This is a genomic window from Oscillatoria sp. CS-180, from assembly GCF_028330965.1.
Classification (GTDB): domain Bacteria; phylum Cyanobacteriota; class Cyanobacteriia; order Phormidesmidales; family Phormidesmidaceae; genus Halomicronema.
Map to the genome: position 1 here is coordinate 69,671 of NZ_JAQMUB010000071.1, position 22,473 is coordinate 92,143.

21 protein-coding genes are annotated in these 22,473 nt (G+C 49.7%); 11 read left to right on the forward strand and 10 right to left on the reverse strand.

The annotated features are described in order from the left end of the window. The first annotated feature begins 84 nt into the window (after nucleotides 1–84). Entirely contained in the window at nucleotides 85–1,950 is a 1,866-nt protein-coding gene (locus PN498_RS17395) for an ABC transporter ATP-binding protein/permease (protein ID WP_272064311.1), read from the forward strand. 130 nt (nucleotides 1,951–2,080) lie between these two features. Here the strand turns inward: PN498_RS17395 and PN498_RS17400 are convergent, their stop codons facing one another. Further along, nucleotides 2,081–2,536 (reverse strand): single-stranded DNA-binding protein, encoded by a 456-nt coding sequence (locus PN498_RS17400; RefSeq protein WP_272064313.1) that lies wholly within the window; start codon nucleotides 2,534–2,536, stop codon nucleotides 2,081–2,083. After that, nucleotides 2,533–5,076 carry a mannose-1-phosphate guanyltransferase gene (locus PN498_RS17405; protein WP_272064314.1) on the reverse strand — a complete coding sequence of 848 codons (2,544 nt, stop codon included), beginning with the start codon at nucleotides 5,074–5,076 and terminating at the stop codon, nucleotides 2,533–2,535. The genes PN498_RS17400 and PN498_RS17405 overlap by 4 nt, the downstream gene beginning before the upstream one ends. A 441-nt stretch (nucleotides 5,077–5,517) precedes the next feature. Here PN498_RS17405 and PN498_RS17410 point away from each other — a divergent pair, with 441 nt between their 5' ends. The 7 genes from PN498_RS17410 (at nucleotide 5,518) to PN498_RS17440 (ending at nucleotide 12,575) form a co-directional block, all read left to right on the forward strand. Continuing rightward, entirely contained in the window at nucleotides 5,518–5,700 is a 183-nt protein-coding gene (locus tag PN498_RS17410) for a hypothetical protein (RefSeq protein ID WP_272064315.1), read from the forward strand. A 306-nt stretch (nucleotides 5,701–6,006) separates the two neighbouring features. Continuing rightward, nucleotides 6,007–6,690, forward strand: coding sequence for a class I SAM-dependent methyltransferase (locus PN498_RS17415; protein WP_272064316.1), 684 nt, complete (start codon nucleotides 6,007–6,009; stop codon nucleotides 6,688–6,690). Between the two features lie 56 nt (nucleotides 6,691–6,746). Beyond that, complete coding sequence (locus PN498_RS17420) at nucleotides 6,747–7,580, forward strand: cobalt-precorrin-6A reductase (RefSeq protein WP_272064318.1); 834 nt, start codon at nucleotides 6,747–6,749, stop codon at nucleotides 7,578–7,580. A gap of 280 nt (nucleotides 7,581–7,860) precedes the next feature. Further along, the gene (locus PN498_RS17425; protein WP_272064319.1) at nucleotides 7,861–9,306 is read left to right on the forward strand and encodes a PP2C family protein-serine/threonine phosphatase; all 1,446 of its coding nucleotides are present in this window, start codon (nucleotides 7,861–7,863) and stop codon (nucleotides 9,304–9,306) included. Nucleotides 9,307–9,483: 177 nt separating this feature from the next. Continuing rightward, nucleotides 9,484–9,744, forward strand: a complete 261-nt coding sequence (locus tag PN498_RS17430; RefSeq protein ID WP_272064321.1) for a hypothetical protein — start codon at nucleotides 9,484–9,486, stop codon at nucleotides 9,742–9,744. A gap of 49 nt (nucleotides 9,745–9,793) precedes the next feature. Next, nucleotides 9,794–11,191 carry an argininosuccinate lyase gene (argH, locus tag PN498_RS17435; protein WP_272064322.1) on the forward strand — a complete coding sequence of 466 codons (1,398 nt, stop codon included), beginning with the start codon at nucleotides 9,794–9,796 and terminating at the stop codon, nucleotides 11,189–11,191. A 163-nt stretch (nucleotides 11,192–11,354) separates the two neighbouring features. Beyond that, nucleotides 11,355–12,575, forward strand: coding sequence for a tetratricopeptide repeat protein (locus PN498_RS17440; protein ID WP_272064324.1), 1,221 nt, complete (start codon nucleotides 11,355–11,357; stop codon nucleotides 12,573–12,575). 6 nt (nucleotides 12,576–12,581) lie between these two features. Here the strand turns inward: PN498_RS17440 and PN498_RS17445 are convergent, their stop codons facing one another. The 3 genes from PN498_RS17445 to PN498_RS17455 all read right to left on the reverse strand — a co-directional run bounded on the left by PN498_RS17445 (nucleotide 12,582) and on the right by PN498_RS17455 (nucleotide 16,236). Continuing rightward, complete coding sequence (locus tag PN498_RS17445) at nucleotides 12,582–12,872, reverse strand: Nif11-like leader peptide family natural product precursor (protein ID WP_272064326.1); 291 nt, start codon at nucleotides 12,870–12,872, stop codon at nucleotides 12,582–12,584. Between the two features lie 493 nt (nucleotides 12,873–13,365). Then, entirely contained in the window at nucleotides 13,366–15,267 is a 1,902-nt protein-coding gene (locus PN498_RS17450; RefSeq protein WP_272064328.1) for a transketolase C-terminal domain-containing protein, read from the reverse strand. Nucleotides 15,268–15,441: 174 nt separating this feature from the next. Next, nucleotides 15,442–16,236: a polysaccharide deacetylase family protein gene (locus PN498_RS17455; protein ID WP_272064329.1), complete on the reverse strand. Its 795-nt coding sequence runs from the start codon at nucleotides 16,234–16,236 to the stop codon at nucleotides 15,442–15,444. Between the two features lie 432 nt (nucleotides 16,237–16,668). On the opposite strand from PN498_RS17455, the gene PN498_RS17460 reads away from it, so the two are divergent. The 3 genes from PN498_RS17460 (at nucleotide 16,669) to PN498_RS17470 (ending at nucleotide 18,496) form a co-directional block, all read left to right on the forward strand. Next, a complete protein-coding gene (locus tag PN498_RS17460) occupies nucleotides 16,669–17,760 on the forward strand; it encodes an acyltransferase family protein (RefSeq protein WP_272064331.1) in 1,092 nt (363 codons plus the stop codon). Between the two features lie 111 nt (nucleotides 17,761–17,871). Then, complete coding sequence (locus PN498_RS17465; protein ID WP_272064333.1) at nucleotides 17,872–18,333, forward strand: SRPBCC domain-containing protein; 462 nt, start codon at nucleotides 17,872–17,874, stop codon at nucleotides 18,331–18,333. Next, the gene (locus PN498_RS17470; RefSeq protein WP_272064335.1) at nucleotides 18,326–18,496 is read left to right on the forward strand and encodes a hypothetical protein; all 171 of its coding nucleotides are present in this window, start codon (nucleotides 18,326–18,328) and stop codon (nucleotides 18,494–18,496) included. Before PN498_RS17465 ends, PN498_RS17470 begins: the two co-directional genes overlap by 8 nt. Nucleotides 18,497–18,547: 51 nt before the next feature. Here the strand turns inward: PN498_RS17470 and PN498_RS17475 are convergent, their stop codons facing one another. From PN498_RS17475 to sodN, 5 genes are all read right to left on the reverse strand, one after another. Further along, entirely contained in the window at nucleotides 18,548–19,537 is a 990-nt protein-coding gene (locus PN498_RS17475; protein WP_334312265.1) for a DUF4344 domain-containing metallopeptidase, read from the reverse strand. Between the two features lie 150 nt (nucleotides 19,538–19,687). After that, a complete protein-coding gene (locus PN498_RS17480; RefSeq protein WP_334312266.1) occupies nucleotides 19,688–20,803 on the reverse strand; it encodes a hemolysin family protein in 1,116 nt (371 codons plus the stop codon). Between the two features lie 93 nt (nucleotides 20,804–20,896). Beyond that, complete coding sequence (locus PN498_RS17485) at nucleotides 20,897–21,397, reverse strand: GNAT family N-acetyltransferase (protein WP_272064337.1); 501 nt, start codon at nucleotides 21,395–21,397, stop codon at nucleotides 20,897–20,899. 18 nt (nucleotides 21,398–21,415) lie between these two features. Next, entirely contained in the window at nucleotides 21,416–21,769 is a 354-nt protein-coding gene (gene sodX, locus PN498_RS17490; RefSeq protein WP_272064339.1) for a nickel-type superoxide dismutase maturation protease, read from the reverse strand. Nucleotides 21,770–22,063: 294 nt separating this feature from the next. Continuing rightward, the gene (gene sodN, locus PN498_RS17495) at nucleotides 22,064–22,471 is read right to left on the reverse strand and encodes a superoxide dismutase, Ni (RefSeq protein ID WP_272064341.1); all 408 of its coding nucleotides are present in this window, start codon (nucleotides 22,469–22,471) and stop codon (nucleotides 22,064–22,066) included. Between the last annotated feature and the right edge of the window lie 2 nt (nucleotides 22,472–22,473).

The window sequence follows — 22,473 nt, forward strand, 5'->3', positions numbered from 1 at the left end:
ACCGGATTGTGGCTGAGAAGGGGAATGCCTCATCCCTTCACAAAATGACACAATAGAAGAGTTGTGTGTGGCAGTACTGCCCTTATGGATCGATTCAATGTCAAAGTTTTCCAGCGATTTTGGGCGATCGCGAAGGCTTACTGGTTTGGTGAGGAAAAATGGCGGGCGAGAGGATGGCTCATCCTCATTGGCGTATTGCTGCTGGGCTATACGGGACTGAGTGTTGTTCTTAACAATCAGCGTGGAGAATTAATCTCAGCCCTATCCAGCAAGGACGAGAGCCGTTTTTGGCAGACGGTGGTTGTTTTTCTGGGCGTACTGATCGTCTATGCGCCCTTGCTAGCAGGGTATACCTACTTGCGCGATCGCTTGGGACTGGAATGGCGACGCTGGCTGACCGAAAAATTTGTAGATCGCTATTTTGGCGATCGCGCGTTCTATCGCATCAATCAGCTCAACCCCGAAATTGATAACCCTGACCAGCGAATTGCTGAAGATGTAAAAAGCTTCACCCAGGAATCGCTAACGCTGGTGCTCGTCGTTTTGTCTTCAGTACTGGAGGTGATCGCCTTTAGTGGGGTATTGTGGAGCATTTCCCGTGAACTGGTCCTGTTTTTAGTCGGTTATGCCGTTGTGGGTACCGTGCTGACGGTGGGCGTGTTTGGTAAACCGCTCGTACGACTAAATTTTGAACAGCTGAAGCGGGAAGCCAACTTCCGATTTAGCCTGGTCCGGATTCGAGAAAACGCCGAGGCGATCGCGTTCTACCAGGGAGAATCTCAGGAGGCCACTCAGGTTAAAGAGCGGTTTACTCTGGCCTTCGAGAATTTCAAGCACCTGCTGATTTGGGAATTGGGACTTAATGGTCTAACCAACGCCTACGAATTTATTCCCTTTGTTTTGCCTGCTCTGGTAGTTGCTCCAGCCGTATTTAGTGGTGATTTGGAGGTGGGTAAGGTCAGCGAGGCTCAGGGTGCGTTTATCCGAGTCTTCTTTTCGCTGAACGTGATTGTGGCCCGATTCCAATCCCTAACAGCCTTTGGAGCCGGTATTGATCGCCTCTATGACTTTGCAGAGTCCTTGGGTCATATCGAGGAAACGGATGACGCAACCCAGGACGAATTGTCAGAGGCGATGTCTGAAAGTGCCCAAGAGGTGTCTGTTGAGGAAGATGCAGAGAGCTTGGAGGAAACGGCCTCAGCAGAAGCAGATGTTTCAGGAGATGGTTCAGAAGACAGTTCAGGCACAGAGGAAACAGTGCCTGCTGCTGTGAGCGTGGAGAGTCGTCCCATGATCGCTCAAGAAGTTGCTCCCCATTTGATGCTGCATCATCTCACGCTTCAAACTCCTAATTATCAGCGGGTTCTCATCGAAAATCTTTCTCTAGAGTTAGCTCGGGAGAGTTCACTGCTTGTTGTCGGCCCCAGCGGATGTGGCAAGAGTTCGTTATTGAGAGCGATCGCGGGCCTTTGGAACAGCGGCAAAGGACTTATCCAGCGGCCTGAGTTGGATGATCTGCTGTTTCTTCCTCAGAAGCCGTACATGATTCTTGGCAATCTGCGACAGCAGCTTTTATATCCCCACTCTGAAAAGGTGATTGAGGACGAACGACTGCATCAGGTTCTCAAAGATGTCAATTTACCTGAACTAGCCAACCGTTTCGGCGGTTTTGAGGCTGAGGAAGATTGGGGGGATGTTCTGTCTCTGGGAGAACAGCAGCGTCTCAGTTTTGCGCGTGTTCTGCTGCATCAGCCTGCATACGCCATTTTGGATGAAGCCACCAGTGCCCTGGATCGAGATAATGAAGATAGGCTGTATGGCTGTTTGAAGGACATTCCAACCACCTATCTTAGTGTGGGGCATCATGAATCCTTGGAAGCCTATCACCAAATGCTGCTGAGCCTGGCTGAGGACCACACTTGGCAATTGAAGGGGCAAGCTAACCCATAGCAATATGGGGATCCACCAAAATGGAAACCCATAAATATGGGGACGCAATACATCGCGTCCCCGTACAGTAGTCACTTTCTACACAAGGCTCCACAAAGGATCCCCAAAACTCAGATCAAGCCTTGAGCAGCTAGAAGGGGATGTCATCGTAGTCGACTTCGGCTTCTGGACTAGGAGGCGGTGCGGATTGAGCTGCTGGGTAGCTCGGAGCAGCTGCGGCGGCCACAACCGGAGTGCTGGGTTCTGGTGAGGCTGCGGGCTGAGGAATGTTGACTGTACCTAGGTCAGAGAGAAGGTGAATTCGCTGAGCCGTTAGCTCTGCCTGCTTCTCTTTGAAGCCCTCAGGGCGATCAACCGTGTTGATCGTCAAGCGGCCTTCAATCAGAACACGATCGCCCGTCTTATATTTTTCCTGGACCTCCTGAGCCAGATTCCCCCACCCAATCACCTTCAGTTTTTGAGGGGGATCTTCAGCCCGTTGACCAGGGAACGCGATCGTCATTTCTGTGATCGCGGTCTGATTGTCCTGAGTGTATCGAAGTTGCGGCGCTGAGATAATCTCAGCCATTAGCGTGCATAGGTTCATAATGCTATCTCCTGAGGAGTTTGATGGATGCCTTGTTCATGCTCAATGAAGGAAATCACCCTTTGGCGATACTCATTCAGCTTGCTATCCACCCACTCTCGATCTTCGCTGTTTGCATAGATGTGGACCAAGGGTTCCCCAGCATCGGGCAGAACCAATATCCAACCCTCTACGGTTCGGTCAAGAATTTTAACGCCGTCCACCAGTTCTAGCTGATCGGCTGAGTGAGTTTCAACCAAGTGACGCATGAGTGCACCCTTCGAGGTCCATGGACACCGTAAGGTTTGCGAGCGGTGGGAGATACGAGGGAGTTCCGACCAAATTTGACCCAGGGTATGCTCCTGAATGGTCAACATCTCAATCAGCTTAGCGATACAGAACATGGCATCGAAGCCAGGATGCATCTGCGGGAAGATAAAGCCCATATCGCTGCTGCCACCCAAAACGACATTTTCGTTTTCCTGGCAGGCTGCCATCAAAGCAGTCGGATTCACTTTAGTGCGAATGACTCGACCATCGTGACGTCGAGCGATGTGCTCGATCGCACCCGTCGCATGAACGGGGACAACAACTGTACCCCGTGGATTAGCCGTCAACACCATGTGAGTCAACAGCGCAGTCAGCACTTCACCCCGAATAGGCGTCCCGACTTCATCGACCAAAACAAGCTGCTCACCATTAGCAGAAACTTGTACGCCGAAGGTCGCCTGTAGTGCCTGAACAACCTGTCCCAGCTGTCCCAGCATGCCTTCTCGCTCAGCTGCGGAGGGTGCCGTTTGACTCAGGCTGGCATTCAGAACAACGGCATCACAGCCAAATTTACCCAACAGCATCGGTAGGACGGCACCGGACACTGCGTAAGCATAGTCAATGACGACTTTAGACTTGCTGTTGCGAACGGCTGCGACGTTAAGGTGGTGCTCGAAAGTAGTGCTGTACGTATCAATAATGCGGCTAGGGTAAGTGACTAGGCCAATTTCATGAATTTGTGCTCGTCGGAGATCTTCTTTGAAGTAAGCCCCTTCGATTTTCTTCTCTTTACCCTTGGGGATATCGATCCCAATCTCGTCGAAAAACTCAATGAGAATATGGCCTGCTCTATCAGGGTGAAGTCGGACATGAATACCGCCTGCTACACCCAAAGTAGGCAGAATGGCTCGGGCCAGCGGAATTGCCGTCGCCTCCAGGTTTTGAATGTTGATGCCCACCGACATTAGGCCTGAAATGAGCGATCGCGACACCATGCGGGAAATACTGCGCTGATCTCGTGAAACAGTCACATGGGACCCCGGCTTTAGGGTTGAGCCATAGGCAGCTCCCAACTTGACGGCAAATTCGGGGGTGATATCAATGTTGGCTAAGCCAGAGACGCCACGCTGGCCAAACAAATTGCGCTGAGCAGTGTTCCCCCAAATCAGGTTGATGTTGAGCGTTGCTCCCGACTCAATCTGCTTGTTGGGCCAAACGCGCACCTTGGGACTAATTTGAGCTTCTTCCCCAACGGTTGAAAGGGCACCGATAACAGCACCTTCCAAAACGTGAGAACGGCGATCGACCCGGGTGCCACGAGAGATCACACAGGCCTGCAAATAAGCCTCTTCGCCAATGATGGCGCCGTTCCAGACAATAGCCCGTTCTAGCTGAGCGTCATTGCCAATCGTGACGTTGTCGCCGATGATGGTGCCCGGTCGAATTTTGACTCTGGCACCAATGCGGCAGTTGTTGCCAATCATCACTGGTGGTTTGATCCTAGCGGTGGGGTCAATCTCAGTGTTTTGACCTACCCACAATCCTGAAGATTCCTCTTTGTAATAACCGAGGGTCATGTGGACTCTGCTATCGAGAGCATCATACTGGGCTTCTCGATAGGCATCGAGGTGACCCACGTCGCACCAGTAACCTTCAGCCACATAGCCATATATGGGCTCTCCTTTTTCCAATAGGAGAGGAAACAAGTCTTTAGAAAAATCAGTTTCTTGGTTAGCTGGCAAGTAATCGAGCACCTCTGGCTCCAGGATGTAGGTGCCCGTATTGACCGTGTCTGAAAAGATTTCGCTGGTTGAGGGTTTCTCTAAGAAACGCTGAATTCGATTCTCCCCATCAATGATGACTACGCCAAATTCAACCGGATTGGGGACATGGGTCAGGACTAGAGTTGCCTTAGATCCTTTTTCCTTGTGAAACCGAATGGCTTCCGTTAAGTCAAAATCGGTCACGCCATCACCACTGATCACCATGAAAGTGTCATCAAGCAGTTCATCAATGTTTTTGACGCACCCTGCTGTTCCCAGCGGCTGGTCTTCTTCGACGGCATAGGTCATCCGCACTCCAAATTCACTACCGTCCTGAAAATAATCCCGCATGACGTCGGGCAGATAGTAAAGCGTTGCGATAACTTCCTTCACCCCATTCCGCTTGAGGAGATTAATGATGTGCTCTGCTATAGGACGGTTCAAAATGGGAACCATAGGCTTAGGTAGGTCGCAGGTAAGCGGTCGTAACCGGGTCCCAGAACCTCCGGCCATTAATACTGCACGCATTAGATCCTCCTCGTACTAAAAGGGAATGTCGTTGATAGGTGAGATGCAACATTAAGCGTGACACTCACATCAATGATGCAAATATCTGCTGCAAAGTCTGTTGGAAACTCGAAACTAGGCAATGTGCTTGGTCGTCATCATCAATTTTTGTGAATTCAGGTTACATCTACCGAATAGCATAGACAGCTACTATCCACAGTTTCAGCCCGAACTTTCACATCACTGAATTAGTGCTATCTCCTTCGCTTAATCGGAGTGTAAAGTGACTGCTGGCGGCAATCGATAATCTTGTGACTTCAGGATTCTGTAACTTTAAGATATGACGGCTCGGGTTACTTTTGGTGGGAAATCTCTCCATAGAGATTCCTGCGGCAGAGAACTTGCCGCTGCTATTTTAAAGGGTATGGATACAAACCTTCAGCATTAAATGCGGGGACACGTATGGAAACACTGTTAGTACTGGGATTGGCGATCGCCTACGGCGCGGGCGCTTGGCGCTTTTGGAAAGGGTTCCACCGAACTAACTTCAGCAGCAACAAAATTAGCTTGACACTGCTATGGCCGATTTATCTGATTGCAAATAAGTCTTATCGAGAGAATTTTAATCGGGCATTGAAGGGTTAGATATGGCTTTGGCCAGTCAGGTTGATGCACTCAGTAGCATTTGGATGCTTAGCCCATTGCCAGATGGCTGGCCGTCTCATCCCAACGGAACTAGTACCGCTGCGCGGAATTCAAAATTGTGAATACTCTGCGAGAAGAGCAAAGCTCTACAAAATTAAGGCAGATAAGCTTTCCTAGTGTTTTTAATGGTGAGCATATTTCTGCCGTGGTGTACTAGTGGGGGCTATATAAGCCCTCTAGCGATAGTCGAAGAAGGGTGAAGACTGTTCACCCTTCTTCTAAATAGTTTGTGTAGGTTTAAAATTTATGGTTTCCACTTCTCTGCCTGAGCGTCTGGACGCTGTTGCCCAGCGGTATGACCGCGAATACCGTGGAGAAACGGTCGAAGTACCTGAGGCAGTAGAAGCCTTGCCTGTTTTCCAAGATTGGATTGCTGGGCGGCTGTCGTCTCGGATTGCGTCTCCTTTCTGGGAGGTGGCAAAGCCCAAGAAATCTCAGATTTGTTTGGATATTGGTTGCGGAGGCAGTTTTCTCTTTTATCCTTGGCGCGAATGGGATGCTCGATTTTATGGTCAGGATCTGAGCACGGCTATTTGTCAAATGGTGAATGCCCGGGGATCGCAGCTCAACTCGAAGTTATACAAAGGGATGCGGCAAGCAGCAGCCCACCAGTTAGACGTTTATGAGCCTAACCAGTTCGATTTAGCGATCGCCACAGGAGTGAGCTGTTACTACGATTGGGACTATTGGGATATTGTCCTATCTGCGGTCAAAAAGGTGCTCAAACCGACAGGTTCGTTTGTGTTTGATGTGATTGATCCAGAGGCTTCTTTAGCCGAAGACTGGGCCATCTTAGAAATGTACTTGGGCGCGGAAGTAGAGCTCACGTCTATTCAAGACTGGAAAAAACGGTTGAAAGGAGCGGGCGTCAAGATTCAAAAGGAGAAAGAAGGCGAACTCTTCCATCTGTTCAAAGTTAGCTTTCCTTGATTGACCTTGATGTAATCGCGCTACGGTCTTGTCCTGCATCGTGAAAGAAACCGCCCATGTTGGATGTGCCATTCCCCTTTCGGCTGTGGCTCATTGGGGGAACTCAAGAAAGCCGTTGGCTGGTGGAAAAGCTACAGGAGATGGGATCAAATGTCTCTCCTTTTATCCTCGTCAGCATCACTACGGAGGCTGCTCGTCATCTGTATCCCCAACTGCCGGATCAAAATCTCTGGATAGGCCAGCTTCAGCCAGATGACGCTGATTCCTTTATTCAAGTCCATGGTATAGAGGCTATTTTGGATGTTTCGCATCCGTTTGCGACTGAAATTTCTCAGCTAGCGATCGCTCTCGCCCGTCAATACCAACTGCCTTATCTACGCTACGAGCGGGCAGCACTACCAACTTCAGGACAGGACTGGTGCGATCGTCAAGGGCGTCCAGGGAATGTAAGCCTAGCCCAACGGACTGATCTAATCGCTGGGAACTATTTAGAAAACGAACGAACCCTCTTGACCTTGGGCTATCGAATGCTGTCTGAATTTCGAGCTTGGCAGGAACGAGGCGTATTGTTCACCCGTATCTTGCCCTCTCCTCAAGCCTTGTCAGCTGCTTTGGATGCCGGCTTTAGTCCGGATCGGATTATCGCCTTGAGGCCTCCGGTCAGTCCTGCTTTGGAGAAAGCGCTTTGGCAGCAGTGGCAGATCACTCAAGTGGTGACAAAGGCATCGGGACAACCGGGAGGAGAGGCCCAGAAACAGGTGATCGCATCAGCTTTAGGCATTCGTCTTATTCGCCTAGCACGTCCTGCAATCCCTTATCCACAGCAAACTGACAGCTTGGATACAGCGCTCCAGTTTGTTGCCCGTTACTGTGGAAATGCCATTGGGTAAGAGCAATCTGGGCGGCAGTTCCTCGATTTGTTTGTAACGATTTCCTCAGCACAAACCAATATTTGAGGGCTATTGCCCCATGTCAGTGAAACGCAGCGACACCCTTACTTTTATCTTGACAGCAAAGGACGTCACCTAAGCGTGGAAATCTATCAAAGGTGTAAGAATTAGCTCTCTACATTAAGGCGATCACTTTTGGCAAGGAATGCTATGCTTAATCCCCAATAAGCTCACTAGGGCAGAAAGTGAGTACGAACACAGCCGTGCTTCTGGAGTATCTATGACCGCCCTGCCTATGCCACCAGGTTCATCTTCAGACACCTCTGGTCAAGACACTAGACCAGAGTCAACCCCTGTGTTTGCCATGAAGGAACTGGTTACTCGTCTACAGCGAGAGCAGTTCAAAATTCAAGATTTGCTGAGTTCTCTGGGCTTTGCCCTTCGCAGCTTAAATAACCTAAATCAGTTCCTAGAATTGATTCCCATGATTGCGAGCCGGGTTACGGATGCTAGCGGCGGCGCACTCGTTTTATTCCGTCCTGATGGACAAGTTCGATTAGAGCGGCTGCACTGTCAGAGCGATACCCATTGTCAGGAAGTCAGGATGGCGTTGGAAGCGGCAACCCGTCAGGTGACTGAATCCTTTTCGCCCTCTGGCAGCGCGATTGAGATTGCTCGGACGATGATGCTTTCTCTTGATCGCTATGTGCACCGCTACTTGGGCAGCGATTTTCAGATTTTCGGGACCGCTATCATCGTCAAGAACATGGAGCGAGGACGGCTCTATGTGTTCAGTCGTGAGGACGATTACGCTTGGACAGAAACTCGTCAGAAGCTTGTCCGTTTAGTTGCTGATCAAACCGCCGTTGCGATCGAGAATGAAGAGTTGACCGTGGCGCTTCGTAAGAAGGAGCGCATGGGACGGGAACTCGAAATTGGCGCAGAAATCCAGCTTCAGCTCTTACCACGAACTTTTCCGTCAATTGACGGGATTGATCTTGCTGCGCAGTGTCGTACTGCGAACAAGGTAGGTGGCGACTATTACGATTTCATCCCTACTAGTTATGACCAAATTCGTCACCCTGATTCGCGGCAGTCGGCGCTCTCACCCTGGAGCTTCGCGGTCGGAGACGTGATGGGTAAAGGAGTGCCTGCGGGTCTGATTATGACGATGCTGCGGGGGATGCTGCGAGCAGAGGTGCTGCACAGCTTCTCTGCGGCAGAGATTTTGCATCATCTGAACCATGTCATGCACACGGATTTGGAAAATTCTAGCCGTTTTGTAACTCTGTTCTATGGCGAATACAATCCCAAAAATAGAGTGCTGTCTTACAGCAACGCGGCTCATCATCCGCCACTGCTTTGGCGAGCTGCGAGCAATACGGTTACTCGCCTCGACACCGTTGGTATGCTGTTGGGTCTAGACATTGATACTTGCTATTACGAGGAACAAGTCCAACTTCAGCCTGGCGATACCATCCTTTATTACACCGATGGATTCACGGACGCGGCTAACTCCAAGGGCGAACGTATGGACGAAGATAATTTGATCAACGCCCTCAAATGGGCCTGCCGTAATCGCAACTCAGCCGATGAAATCTTGGACTACTTGTTTGAGATGTTGCAGCGGTTTGTGGGACGCGATCGCCACACCGAAGATGACGTGACCTTAGTCGTCATGCGCGTGAAGCCAGAGCTACAGCTCAATCTCTTCAGCCAAAGATAAGACTTGGGTTATGCCATCCAGCCGATGAATGAGGCCAAAAGCCAGGAAATCCAAGCAGAACTACTGAACTGGTAGCCTGAAATGTGGGTTATTGAATCAAAAAATCGGTAGAAATGCGCTTTCAAGGCGATAGGTGTGCTTCAATTCATAGCATCATGCTATGCAAGGGGTTCCATCATGAAACTAGAAGTGTCTCTGTTACCCATTGAACTACCCGATCTCGTTGAGGGAACGCTGACCCCGTCTGCTTTTTTGCCTGAAACCAATCTCTCAGTCCGACAAAACACCTCTATGATTCTGGCCCAACAGTTTGATCAAGATGTCCTCGGTGATTTAGGCAATGCGGTGAACACGTTTGTCCAATCGGGTCAGGTTTGGGCACTCCTGATTGGATTTGTTTTGGGCTATCTACTGCGTGGGGTTACAACCTATAAGTAGACGTGGCATTCTAGGAAGGTTCTGATTGATTGAGTAAGGTATTTCTCTAGTGAGTTCCTCAGGTCCTAAAGCTTGGAGTCAACGTTTTGAATCAGCTCTGCATCCCGCGATCGCGGCCTTTAACGCTAGCATTGGCTTCGATATTGAGCTGATCGAACAAGACATCAGAGGGTCCGAAGCACACGCGAAGATGCTGGCCAAGACGGAAATTATCAGTCCAGAGGAGGCTGCGCAACTTGTCAGTGGCCTCGAAACCATTCGTCAGGAATACCTTGCCGGAGATTTTAATCCTTCCGTAGATGATGAGGATATTCACTTCGCCGTTGAACATCGCCTTGTTGAAATTGTGGGTGATGTTGGCAAAAAGCTGCATACGGCTCGTTCACGTAACGATCAGGTGGGGACTGACATCCGTCTTTATCTGCGAGAGCAACTCGATAGTATTCGCGAACAACTACGAGCTTTTCAGGAGGCTTTGTTGGGCCATGCCGAGCAGCACGTTGAAACGGTCATTCCGGGCTATACACACCTGCAGCGGGCGCAACCCCTCAGTTTAGCTCATCACTTACTAGCCTATGTTGAGATGGCTCAGCGTGATTGGGAGCGATTAGGGGATGTGCGTCGCAGAGTCAATATTTCTCCCCTCGGCTGCGGCGCCTTGGCCGGCACTCCATTCCCAATTGATCGCATGTATTCCGCAGAGCTATTGGGATTTGAAGCGGTCTATCGAAATAGTTTGGATGGTGTTAGCGATCGCGATTTTGCGATCGAATTCACGGCTGCCGCGAGCCTGATTGTGATGCATCTATCTCGTCTGTCTGAAGAAATAATCCTTTGGGCTGCCGACGAGTTCGGCTTTGTTAAGCTCACCGATAGTTGCTCTACCGGCTCTAGCATCATGCCTCAAAAAAAGAATCCTGACGTACCCGAGCTAGTGCGCGGTAAGACGGGACGAGTTTTCGGGCATCTTCAAAGCTTGCTCGTCATGATGAAAGGCCTGCCAATGGCCTACAACAAAGACCTGCAAGAAGACAAAGAACCCCTGTTCGATACGGTCAAAACGGTGCAGGGTTGCCTAGAGGCTATGACAATCCTGCTGCGGCAGGGGATTCAGTTTCAGCCTCAGCGCTTATCCACTGCTGTCACAACCGACTACTCTAACGCGACGGATGTGGCTGATTACCTAGCCGCAAAGGGGGTTCCTTTTCGAGAAGCCTACAACCTCGTTGGACAGGTCGTGCGGCACTGTCTTGATCAAAACAAACTCCTCAAAGACCTTTCCCTTCAGGAATGGCAAAGTCTGCATCCTGCCTTCGAAACTGATATTTACGATGCGATCGCCCCCCAACAAGTCGTCGCTGCCCGTAGAAGTTTCGGCGGCACGGGCTTCGAACAAGTTCGACACGCCTTGCTAGAAGCCAAGAAGAGACTCCTTGTCGTCGACTAGAATCCACGCCAACCTGAGGCTTCAGGCATCAAGACTCAGCATTTAAGGACTAGAATTAGCCTGCGAAGACAAACTTCAAGACTCAAAACTCAAAACCCAAAACCCAAAACTCAAAACCGTCCTTCATCTCTTTCCGCGCTTTTCCATCGATTCACAACTACCCATGAGCATTTCCCTTTGCATGATCGTCAAGGATGAAGCCGACAACTTGCCGGGCTGTCTGAATAGTGTTGAAGGCTGCGTGGATGAAATGATTGTGCTAGATACCGGATCACAGGATGAAACGATCGCGATCGCTGAACAACATGGCGCTACAGTCGAGTCCACTGAATGGCAGCAGGATTTTGCCGCAGCCCGTAACCAATCTTTGACCCAAGCAAGCGGAGATTGGGTTTTGGTCCTCGATGCCGATGAAACCCTCACCGATGCTGGACGTACTTTGCTTCAACAAGTTCGGTCTGGCCATCAACTCGGCCAATACAGACTGGACAATGTGTTGGCGGTCAATCTACTGCGCCATGAGGTGAATGCCGATCAGTCCCCCTATACGGAAGTGTCTCGCTTATTCAGAAGGCGGCCCGATATTCAGTTCACCCGCCCGTACCACGAATCAATCGATGACAGCGTTAATGCCATTATGCAGCGTGAACCCCATTGGCAGGTTGTCACTTGGCCCCAAGTGGTGATTGACCATACGGGATATGAGGCCGATGCGATCTCTCAGCGTGGTAAGTTTGCTCGGGCTGAGCGCATCATGGCGGCTTACCTAGCAGAGCATCCTCATGACGCCTACATTTGCAATAAATTGGGAGCACTTTACAGTACAGCCGGGAATTGGGAGCAGGGGCGATCACTGTTAGAGCAAGGACTAAGGGCTGATCAGGTGGATCCGTCTACGCTCTATGAACTTCATTATCATCTGGGGTTAGGTTATCGACAGGCTGGATTGCCCGCGATCGCAGTTGATCACTACAGTAAAGCTCTTATGCAGCCCGTTCCTGAAATTCTCAAGGTCGGTGCTTACATTAACCTGGGCAGCCTTTTACAGGCTCGCAAAAACTACCGCGCAGCCATTGAGCAGTTTGAGAAAGCGACTGCTGCTGCACCCAATTTTGCGCTAGCCCATTTCAATTTGGGTGTCGCTCGCCGAGGCAAGGGAGACTTGGAAGGGGCTGTTGCTGCCTACGAAAAGGCCGTCAGCATTCAGCCCAATTACGCCGTAGCTTACCAAAACATGGGAGTGACCCTTTTCAAGTTGAGTCAGCTACCGGAAAGCATTCAGGCGTTCAGGAGGGCGATCGCGCTCTATCAACAAACAAACCCTGCAGAAGCAGACCGCTTGCTACAGGGCATTCGTAATTTAGGGATCCAATCCGAAGGATGATGGTCGCTAGTGCTTCCGGCTCAGCTCACCGGTATAAGGCTGCGCCCCGGTTGCAGGATAGTCGTCATGGGCAGGTGCAAATAACTCTATGATGGCCTTGGCAATATCACCAAAAAAGCCAGACTTCTCTTGGACCACAGGAACCGCTTTTTTCATATCGTCCTCCGAAAATTCAAAACCATGTTGCTTGGCTAAATCAACAATTTCCTCTTTCTGATCGGCCTCTTTGACCTGTTCAGTCAGTGCAGAACTGTCAGCAGCCTGCGTGAGGAATTCAAGGGCGTTTTCCTTAGACATAGCTAACTCTGAATGGCAACTTACTTTTATAGTGCTGTGGAGGTCTAGTAGGCAGCTAAGAAACGCAATACACCCTTGCAAATCTTGAAACGCTGCAACATGTGACAATAGAGGCCTATCTATGGCGAACAATAGTTATAGCCGCCGCTAATTTCGTTAGGACAAGACGGCGAGTCGTTGGACTATGGGCTGAACACCTAGATGCAGTTGGGTGCACAAGTCTAAATGGCTAAAGCGTTGTGTCCACCCAAACTTTTCTGGAATTGAATTGATTAGAGCTGACGTCGTTGAATCCGATTCTGGCTCCTCAATCCCCCAATTTTAAGGGATGTCGGATTCGACGTTCCCTAAAATTGGAGGATGCCAAGGGGGCCTATGCGTAAGTCCTAACTATTGGATAGAGCCTTGTGAGGGCTGACTGTGTCCTTCAGGAGAGAACCCAACGGTCTTAACCCTCATTCACAAGATGACTTCAACTTGCCTTGCGTCACTTTTAGTCAATCAGTTCCTTGACTTTTGCCATGATGCCATTGGGATCGATTCCCTGATGAATGAACTGCTCCCATAGACCACCGCAGCCCTCTTCGTGAGTGCCAATGTAGGCAAACTTCGGCGTATAGCCACGCTCCAGCAGCCAAGAACCGAAGCGACTACCTAAGCCTGTGCGACGGTTGAAAGACTCTGTCACGAGGACAAAGGGAGCCTGACCCACCTTCGCCATCATGTCTTCATCCACAACGTTTAGTGTTGCCTTGTTGATCAAACCGACTTCGATGCCCTCCTGCTTTAGACGCTCAACGGCATCCAGTGCTCGATAGATCGAGTCACCGAAGGTGATGATGTAGCCTGCGGAGCCTTCGCGGATGACTTCATCTTTACCGGGTGTGAAGGTATAGTCACCGCCGAATAGCTCGTTGCCATCGGTATCTAAAACCATAGGCACTTTAGAGCGAGTTGAAAAGATGAAACGCATTCCGGGGTCGTTGAAGACTGCCTTGACGACTGCTCGCATCTGATTTGCATCGGCAGGGAAATAGAGGCGAGTTTCGTAGCTGTCGTCGAGACCGTTATCGGCGAACATGTTGTTCATCCCGAAGTGACAGGTATTGTCTGCCATGTCATCAATTCCCGCATGGGAGAAGTGACAGAGGAGGTTGGAGAAATTCAGCCGGGCCATCGTGATCTCAGAAATACACATTTCCAAGAAGGCGCTGAAGGTGGCAAAGATGCCCTGCTTGCCCTTTTCCATGCCAAAGCCTGCGGCAGCTGACAGATTACCGCGTTCCTGGATACCACCGCTGATGAAAATTTCAGGATGAGCCGCTCGGATCTGCTTCAAGCCACAGGATCCTTCTAGGTCGCTGTCTACAACCAGAACGCTGTTCTTGCGGTCCTCTTCGCTCATCTTGCCGAGGATTTCGACAACCGATTCGCCAAAGACGTTGCGGTTGGAGCCAAGCTTATCCGAGGATCCTGAGAACTGATAGGTATTTTTGGGTTTCTCAATGCCCTTGAGAACGGTGACGGCATCAGTGTAGCCCTTGTTCTCCAAATACTTAAGCGCTGCATCAACAGGAATAACATCGTGACCATGGGTGGTGCCCTCGATACCGTCGATACCGACGGACATCGCCCGCTTATTGATAATGGCTACAGGTCCTGGCGTGTTGATAGCCTTGCAGATGTTGGCATACAACCCGTCTAAATCTTCGCCGTCGCCTTCTAAGACAGTCAATCCGTGGCCTTCTAATGTTTTCTTGACGCTAAAGCCGCCCATATATTCAGAGGGATGGCCCGCAATGGTGACGTCGTTGTCGTCGATGAGCAGCTTGACGTTGATGTGATTAGCGACAGCCAAACGTGCGGCCTCAGCATCATCACCTTCCTGCTGTGCGCCATCGGATCCTAAACAGAACACGGTCTTGCCAGGATTTGCCAGAGCCACACCGTTTACGTAGGGCCACATGTGGCCTAGACGACCCGAGCTGAATTTGACGCCAGGAGTCAAGCCTAGCTCGGGGTGCCCAGGAAGTTTCTCGTTGGCTGCGCGATATTGCATCAGCTGTTCTGCGGGCAAGTCGCCATTTAGCGTTGCCATCAAATACTGAGTTGCGACCCGATGGCCGGCTTCATCGAAGAACGTGGGGACAAACTTGTCTCCACCTCCTCGGAAAATCGCGTCTAGAATCATGACCTCAGGCACAGTGTCGTAAGGACCACCAGTATGTCCGCCGACGCCACGGGCAGCACCTGTCGCTGTGAAGAAAACGATCGCAGCCCGGCACAGCTCAATATTGTCTTTCAAAGCAGCCCGCTGCTCATCGGTCAACGTAGAAACAGATGGATCGAGCGTAATACGTTTGTAGGTGCTGAGATCGATGGGGAAAGTCGTCATGGTGGCGAATCCTTATAACTACTGTGGACAAAATTACCTGAAAATTGAAGCGAATATTACCCTTTCATCTTTGTAATAAGACATTTATGAGAGCATTACCCTTTTCCGTAACAATCTAGAGCGATCGCGGTTAAGCCGTCCATCAAGACCAGGTTAAGAAACAGCGGTAAACCGCTACTGGCGGCGCTGTGGGCGTCCGTTGGCTAAAAGTTCGGAAACGGTGACAAATCGATATCCTTGCGCTTGATACTTGTCTAGGATGCGCTGTACGAGAAGGATTGTATTGCTGCGATCAGCTCCCTCAGACTCACCATCACCATCATGCATAAGAATGATGGCACCGTTTTCGAACTCGGGTGCTAGCAGGTCCATCATGACGTCAGGATCTTCAGGCTTCCAATCGTTCATCTGCACGGTCCACAGAACATTAGGCTGCTGACGCTGTTTTAGGACGTGGGGCAGTATGAAAAGACTGTGACCATAGGGCGAGCGAAAGGGAATGGTCTTCGTATATCCCAATTCTCGCAGCAGCTGATCCGTGGACTCCAATTCCGTTCGAATGGCCTGAGGAGTCATCATTCGCAGGCTGGGATGACTCCAGGTATGATTGCCAAGCTCGTGGCCTTGCTCTATCAAAGTTCGTACAACATCGGGGTATTGTTCAACATGGCGACCCATCACAAAAAAGGTCCCCTTTGCTCCTGCGTCTGCCAAAATCTGACCAATTTGTGCGGAGTAGCGCGGATCTGGCCCATCGTCGAAGGTTAGCGCCACGATCTTCTCTGTGGTCTGTACTTTGTAGACCCCCTCGCCAAATAGCCACGGAGCAAAATAGCGATTCGGCCACAACACATTGACCGAGAGGACAATGAGCGTCGCCACGACACTTGCTAACCAAACATATTTGAACCAGTGAGGTCGCGATCGCGGCCTCTTTAGAGAAATCGTGCGTCTGAACGTGGGCTGCATTGCTTAGAAGATAGACCTAACCTATGTATTGAATCACTAAACACCGCAAAGCTCTGACCTCAGAGACTTGACAATTTCTCTTGTGAACTTATTTTGAGTGTTCAAATATCAATCTTCGCGCAAGGTGAACGCTCATGTTTTGCAGACAGTGACATTGAAAAAACTGGAAGGAAGCCAAGAAAACACATTAACTAAGGTGATTTGCTAATCAACTTTACTAACCCATCTGGACTCACCCAACTGGTCCTTTTCGGGCTGTTTTGTTCCGTAGGCGAGTGTTAAACCGTCACAAACAGTAGAGTCGTAGTGAGGGGTCGTTGACGATACCTTCACCATACCCAACGTCCTGAAAATGCGTCTGCCAATGCGAATAGGAAATGTCAGTCTACAGATTCAAAAATGCGCGGGGCACCCACGATACGATTAATCTTTATGGACAACCTACGGGTGTTTCTAACAATGCTCGTCGTAGCCCACCATGCGGCTCAACCCTATGGTCCCACTGGAGGTGAATGGCCTCTCTTCAATTCGGATCGGGCTGTTATTTTAGGCCCCTTTTTTGCTGTAAATGCAGCATTTTTTATGGGACTATTCTTCTTTATTTCAGGCTATTTTTTGCCGGAGGCGTGCGATCGCAAGGGCGCAAAAAAACTCCTTCAGAGCCGTTTACGACGATTAGGAATCCCTGTCCTCTTCTTTGTTTTCCTTGTTTTTCCACCCGTTCTCTATGTCCTTACCCAACCTTCAGTTTCCTTTTGGATCTTCTTACAGGTCTATGTGAAACAACGCGAAATCGAAGTAGCCCATCTATGGTTTTTACTCCATCTGCTGGTCTACACCGTGGTCTACGGTCTATGGCGGCAGATCGTTCGCCACAAAGCTTGGCAAACACGACAGCCACCAGGACATGGACTTATTGCTGGATACGGAGTGGCACTGAGCCTGACAACGTTTCTCGTACGCATCGAGTACCCAATTGATCGCTGGGTGCATCTATTTGGTATGCTGCCGATTGAGATAGCACATTTTCCTCAGTACGTTAGCCTGTTTATCCTTGGCATCCTGGCCTATCGCCACAATTGGCTATGGGAAATGCCCACAAGGCGAGGCCTAACTTGGCTGAGCATTGGTCTGGGAGCAGGACTGCTGCGCTATGGTTACAGCCTGACCAGAACTCGATTTGCGCTTCCTGATCTTATTGCAGGCGGGGGATTTGGTTGGCGTGCTTTAATTTGGAGCGGCTGGGAAACAACGATCTGTGTTGGTCTTTGTCTAGGGTTGCTCGTCCTCTTTCGCGAACGATGCAATGTTCGTTCTTCGTGGTCGAGACTGCTGTCTGCTAACGCTTATGGTGTGTACTTAATTCATCTACTGGTCGTTCTTTATCTACAGTTTCTGGTCGTTCCTCTGGCGATCGCCCCTCTGGCTAAGTTCACTCTAGTCACAATTGTGGGGACACCTGTATGCTTTGCTCTGAGCAATCTGCTGCGGCGATCGCGTTGGATAAAATTCGTCATCTCCTGAGTCATGGAGTCTGTAATTCGCCGAACAAGCTTTGTCCGGTTGGGTGATGTTGAAATCGTACTGAAGCGCGAATAATGGCGTCAGAAGCTGACAACCATAGGGTTTTAGAGCATGAAGACATCTTTGGAAGATTCGCTTGCGATCGCTCAGTCGATTGACATTTGTGCTCCTCGTGCTGGCGTTTGGCGAGTCCTGACAAATTTTGCTGATCATAAAATTTGGAATACAGCCTTTCAAATTGAGCCTGTTCCAGCTAGTTTGCAAATAGGTGTGCAAATCCGCGTATGTGCTGCCCCAAAAACGTTTCAGGAGCGCGTTTTTACCGCTGAGATTGTGGAAGTTAAGGCCCCTGCAATGCTCAGTTGGCGCGGGGGTGAGCCAGATATTTTTGAAGGCGTTCACCGCTTCGACTTGCAGGCATTAGACTCTCAGCAAACTCGACTTATCAACAGTGAAACTTTCAGTGGCAGCATGGCAGCCGATGTCCTGGACATGAGCCGTGCTGTCCTTGAAGCTGAATTCTTGTCCTTTAATCAAGCATTGAAGCAGAGAGTAGAGTCCATCAATGGATAACTCGCAGAACTATGCCGTAGGCTGGGGAACCCTAGCGCTGATTACGGCTGGAATCGCGCAGGGCAAAAATCGCAGTGGTGGCAACTGGTTTTTGCTAGGATTTCTGCTTGGCCCGATCGCAACGTTTGTTTTAGTTGCCTTCTTCGATAAGCGAGAACACTGACGAAGAAGGCTTTGAATCATCGACCGGCAACGATAACTGTTGCCTGGCCTTTCACTGTGATTGTTCAAGGGGCGTTACATGGGGTGCCAGCACAACCTTCCAAGTTTCCCAAGCTGCAAAATACTCCTGCTGACATAATTCTGCTCTTCTTTCCGAGACACCTAGTTCTTGCATCAAGCCGCCATAGGTTTCAGGAGAACCACCATAGAGCATGCAGATAACATTGAAAAAGCGTTGGATATCCAAGGAATGCTCGTCCCAGTAGGGAATATTGGCATAGTCCTGCTGCTGTGCACTGGTATAAAACCAAACTGCGGTAGACTCAGCAGCAACCTGACCAATATCTGACATCGATAGGATAATGGTGGCAAATTGGTCAGCCGCATCCTCTTCCTTTCCCAACACTGGAACATCCAAGATATCGATGAGCGCATGGCCTAACTCATGCAGCATTACAAAGCCCAATGCTCCAACCGTTGATATTTCTGGAGGGGGAGCATTGGGGTCAATCTCAGCCTCAGCAGTATATAAAGCCAAAAAGTAATCGACCAGCTCATAGCACATCACGATTTGACGATCTGCCGGAGAGTAGTAGGCATTCACCATGCCACACTCTGCTTGATTCAGAGTCAGCGGCTCTGGTAGCGATAAGACCTGGTTCAACCCAGCTGTAAGCTGCTCAAAACTTTGCGTTCGCTCCATCAACCCCTGTATTTCCTGGCCTCTTGGGGTTTCTGCAGGAGTATAAATGACTGTAATCGTTGGTGTTGTTTCTGTTTGTTTCCTTTTCTCTTCTGAGGATGATTGGAGCAATGCAGATGGAACTGGCGCTGTGTCAACTTGAGAGGCTTTAGATCGAGCTTGCGTAAATAACTGAAAAATTAACAAAAACGTAATTGGGGTATAACTGAAAATCTTGATCACGATAGAGTTCATTGCCGTTAGTCTCCCATCGGATTTTCTGATGTGCTCAGGAAGCTTTTTACGGTTGTTCAGAGTTTTATAGCCGTCGCCGTTTCCATCAACAAAACGGCGAGCCATCGGGCTATGGGCTAAGCACGTGGATGCTATGGGATGCACAAGCCTAGATGGCTAAAGCCATAGCATGAGCTTGAAAGATTTGGAATTTTAGACTAGCAAGCCAAATACTTTTAACGAATCGACCAACTGGACAACTTCCTGGTCTGTAATCTAATGGCGTGTGGGGCGATCGCTCTCATCATAAATTTCTCCCACCAGTTCCTCCAGAATATCTTCGAGGGTTGCTAAGCCAACCGTACCGCCGTACTCATCCACCACGATCGCCATATGGACTCGCTGTTGTAAAAGATGTTTGAGCAGAATGGCCGTGGGTTGCCCCTCTGGTACATAAAACGGAGGCCCCATCGCTAAAGTGACAGCACCGTCTTTTTGTCCTGCTTCCTCACACTTAGCCAATTCCTGTAGCGCTCGTTTCAGGTTCACGATTCCGACGATTTGATCCTTGGAAGCTTCCTGAACTGGAATCCGTGAATAACCTGTTTTTAGACAAAGCTGAACCAACTCACTCAGCGTTGCATTCTGAGAAATGGTTTGCATATCAATCCGAGACTTGACTACGTCACGTGCCTGCAAATCATCTAATCGCAGAGCACCGCTGAGAAGCTGCCTTTTATCCAGATCGAGTTTGCCGTGTCCTCCCAAAATATCGATTAAAAGCTGGAGATCCTTAACGGACTCCGTGGGCTGCTTTTGACCACTTTGAAACAGCCGAACAATGCGGGCAGTCGAGATTTCTAGGATCGGAATGACGTATAGCCAGGAAAGCAGGCGCGATATCCAATAGACGGGCCTAACTGAGAGTCTAAAATAGGGCAATACATTGCTGATAGCCAATGACTTGGGTGTAATCTCACCAAAAATTAGCAACAGTATCGTGATGATGCCCGCTGCAATTCCTAATCCGGCGTTGCCAAACCAGGCAGCAAATAGATTGCTTGTCAGAATAGCGGCAATGTTGTTGGCTAAATTATTTCCGACCAGCAACGTAATGACGAATCGAGTCCGCTGCTTTAAGACCAACGTAAAAACTCGATCTGGATCGCCTGTCTCCTGAATGAGCGATCGCAATTTGAGATTGTCTAAAGCAGTAATGGCTGTTTCTGATCCTGAGAAGAAGGCCGACAGCGCAATCAGCACAGCCAGTGCGATGAGATCAAACCAGAAACTACCCAAAAGAGGAGAGCCTGAAACACTTGCCAAGGCTAACTGTTGGGCTATATGGGTGACGTCCAGAACAGAACCGATCCCTCGAATTACACTAAACACAATAGCGCTATTGTATGGGATGAGCCTATTCAGAAAGGTAGGTTGCCTTCATCCTGCATCACACCGTCAAAGACGCTCCAAAAACACGAGACTTTAGAGGCTTGCCAATGCACTCAAGGCTTCTCCGGTAACTCGGCAGAGATGCCATTCTGGTTTGATTTGGGCGCCCATTTTTTTGTAGAACGCGATCGCGGGTTCATTCCAGTCCAGTACGTTCCACTCCAATCGCCCACAGTCGCGCTCGACAGCAATTTTGCCGAGGTGTTGCAGGAGCAATTTGCCGATTCCTCGTCCTCGATAGTCGGGCAGCACAAACAAATCTTCCAGATAAATTCCTGGCTTCATCAGAAAGGTTGAATAGTTGTGAAAGAACAGGGCCAATCCGACAGGCGTTCCCTCCACTCGGGCTAACAGACATTCGGCGAAGGGGCGATCGCCGAACAAATGCCGTGCCAAATTCTCTTGAGTGCCAACGACTTCGTGAGCGAGCTTTTCATAGTCTGCAAGGGCATGAATCAGCTGAAAAATGGCTGGAACATCATCAGGAGTGGCAGAGCTAATAGTGACAGTAGAGGAAGAAGTTGGATTGGGCATTGGCAGGAATAGAAGGTGTTAAGGAAAGAGGCAAATGACTTTGCCCTGTAGTTGATTCTTAGAAACTAGACCAAATTGGCGGCTGTCGCTGCTGGCATTAGGATTATCGCCTTTCAGATAGCACTCGCCGTCGGAATCCACAAAATCAACCCGCTTGATGATACGCAAGTTTTGGCGATGAGGATGGTTTGCAATTACGATGTCACCCCTTTGCGGAGTGCTGTTAACGTAAGCCACCGGATTGATCAGAACCTCTTGTCCAGGAGTAAGGCACGGCAGCATTGAAGGCCCAGTTACCCGAAACCGACGATAGCGGCGCAGGAACCAGAGGGCAATCTCACGATAGGTCGCGTGGGGCAACGGGACAGACATTCAGTGCAGGGGGAAGGCAGACGGATGAATTACGGCCCTGTGCAGCTTGATCGAGTACATCTCAGTGTCTTAAGGGAACAGGGAATAGGGAATGGGGTCTTGATCAAGTGCATGCCGGTATAGTTCCTTGTAGCAGCTTCCTGAAGGATTAGATGATTGAGTTCTTGACCAGAGTGTGATCTTTAGCATTTTCAACTGTCTTAAGCTAAGCCACCACACTGACAACATTGCATGAAGAAGGGCGATCGCGATTGAGGTGCGATCGCCCTTTTATAAAACTCAAGCTAAGCAAAACTAGCTAGCGGTGTACCAGGTCACATCACGGTTCTTAGTAGCCCAGAACATGTTGTGAATTTTCTGAACGGCATCCATTAGCTCTTGTGCGTGCTGAGAGCTAACTTCAACCTTACAAGCAGAGCAGAGCTTAGCTGCCTTCCAGAACGTGTCATGTAAGTCAGGAAACTGCTCTAGATGCTGAGGCTTGAAGTAGTCAGTCCATAGAATGAGCAATTCATCTTTAGTAATTTGAGCTTGCTCTTCTTTGATGGCAACGTAGCGGGAGAATGTATTCTCGTAAGCCGGATCGCCGGGCTTAGATTCCAGATCTAGAAGCTTCTTCGTCATCGAGACAACGGCCTCAGCTGCGACACGAGCAGAAGAGGGGTCATAAACACCGCAGGGGCCATCGCAGTGAGCGCTCACTG

Bases quoted from the DNA above. Each gene is read 5' to 3' on its own strand.
- PN498_RS17410 (WP_272064315.1), top strand. From the start codon at position 5,518: ATGGAAACACTGTTAGTACTGGGATTGGCGATCGCCTACGGCGCGGGC.
- PN498_RS17420 (WP_272064318.1), top strand. From the start codon at position 6,747: ATGTTGGATGTGCCATTCCCCTTTCGGCTGTGGCTCATTGGGGGAACT.
- PN498_RS17395 (WP_272064311.1), top strand. From the start codon at position 85: ATGGATCGATTCAATGTCAAAGTTTTCCAGCGATTTTGGGCGATCGCG.
- PN498_RS17430 (WP_272064321.1), top strand. From the start codon at position 9,484: ATGAAACTAGAAGTGTCTCTGTTACCCATTGAACTACCCGATCTCGTT.
- sodX (WP_272064339.1), bottom strand. From the start codon at position 21,769: ATGTCTGTCCCGTTGCCCCACGCGACCTATCGTGAGATTGCCCTCTGG.
- PN498_RS17440 (WP_272064324.1), top strand. From the start codon at position 11,355: ATGAGCATTTCCCTTTGCATGATCGTCAAGGATGAAGCCGACAACTTG.
- PN498_RS17475 (WP_334312265.1), bottom strand. From the start codon at position 19,537: ATGGCTCGCCGTTTTGTTGATGGAAACGGCGACGGCTATAAAACTCTG.
- PN498_RS17450 (WP_272064328.1), bottom strand. From the start codon at position 15,267: ATGACGACTTTCCCCATCGATCTCAGCACCTACAAACGTATTACGCTC.
- PN498_RS17445 (WP_272064326.1), bottom strand. From the start codon at position 12,872: ATGTCTAAGGAAAACGCCCTTGAATTCCTCACGCAGGCTGCTGACAGT.
- PN498_RS17425 (WP_272064319.1), top strand. From the start codon at position 7,861: ATGACCGCCCTGCCTATGCCACCAGGTTCATCTTCAGACACCTCTGGT.
- PN498_RS17470 (WP_272064335.1), top strand. From the start codon at position 18,326: ATGGATAACTCGCAGAACTATGCCGTAGGCTGGGGAACCCTAGCGCTG.
- PN498_RS17455 (WP_272064329.1), bottom strand. From the start codon at position 16,236: ATGCAGCCCACGTTCAGACGCACGATTTCTCTAAAGAGGCCGCGATCG.
- PN498_RS17465 (WP_272064333.1), top strand. From the start codon at position 17,872: ATGAAGACATCTTTGGAAGATTCGCTTGCGATCGCTCAGTCGATTGAC.
- PN498_RS17405 (WP_272064314.1), bottom strand. From the start codon at position 5,076: ATGCGTGCAGTATTAATGGCCGGAGGTTCTGGGACCCGGTTACGACCG.
- PN498_RS17485 (WP_272064337.1), bottom strand. From the start codon at position 21,397: ATGCCCAATCCAACTTCTTCCTCTACTGTCACTATTAGCTCTGCCACT.
- PN498_RS17460 (WP_272064331.1), top strand. From the start codon at position 16,669: ATGGACAACCTACGGGTGTTTCTAACAATGCTCGTCGTAGCCCACCAT.
- PN498_RS17415 (WP_272064316.1), top strand. From the start codon at position 6,007: ATGGTTTCCACTTCTCTGCCTGAGCGTCTGGACGCTGTTGCCCAGCGG.
- PN498_RS17400 (WP_272064313.1), bottom strand. From the start codon at position 2,536: ATGAACCTATGCACGCTAATGGCTGAGATTATCTCAGCGCCGCAACTT.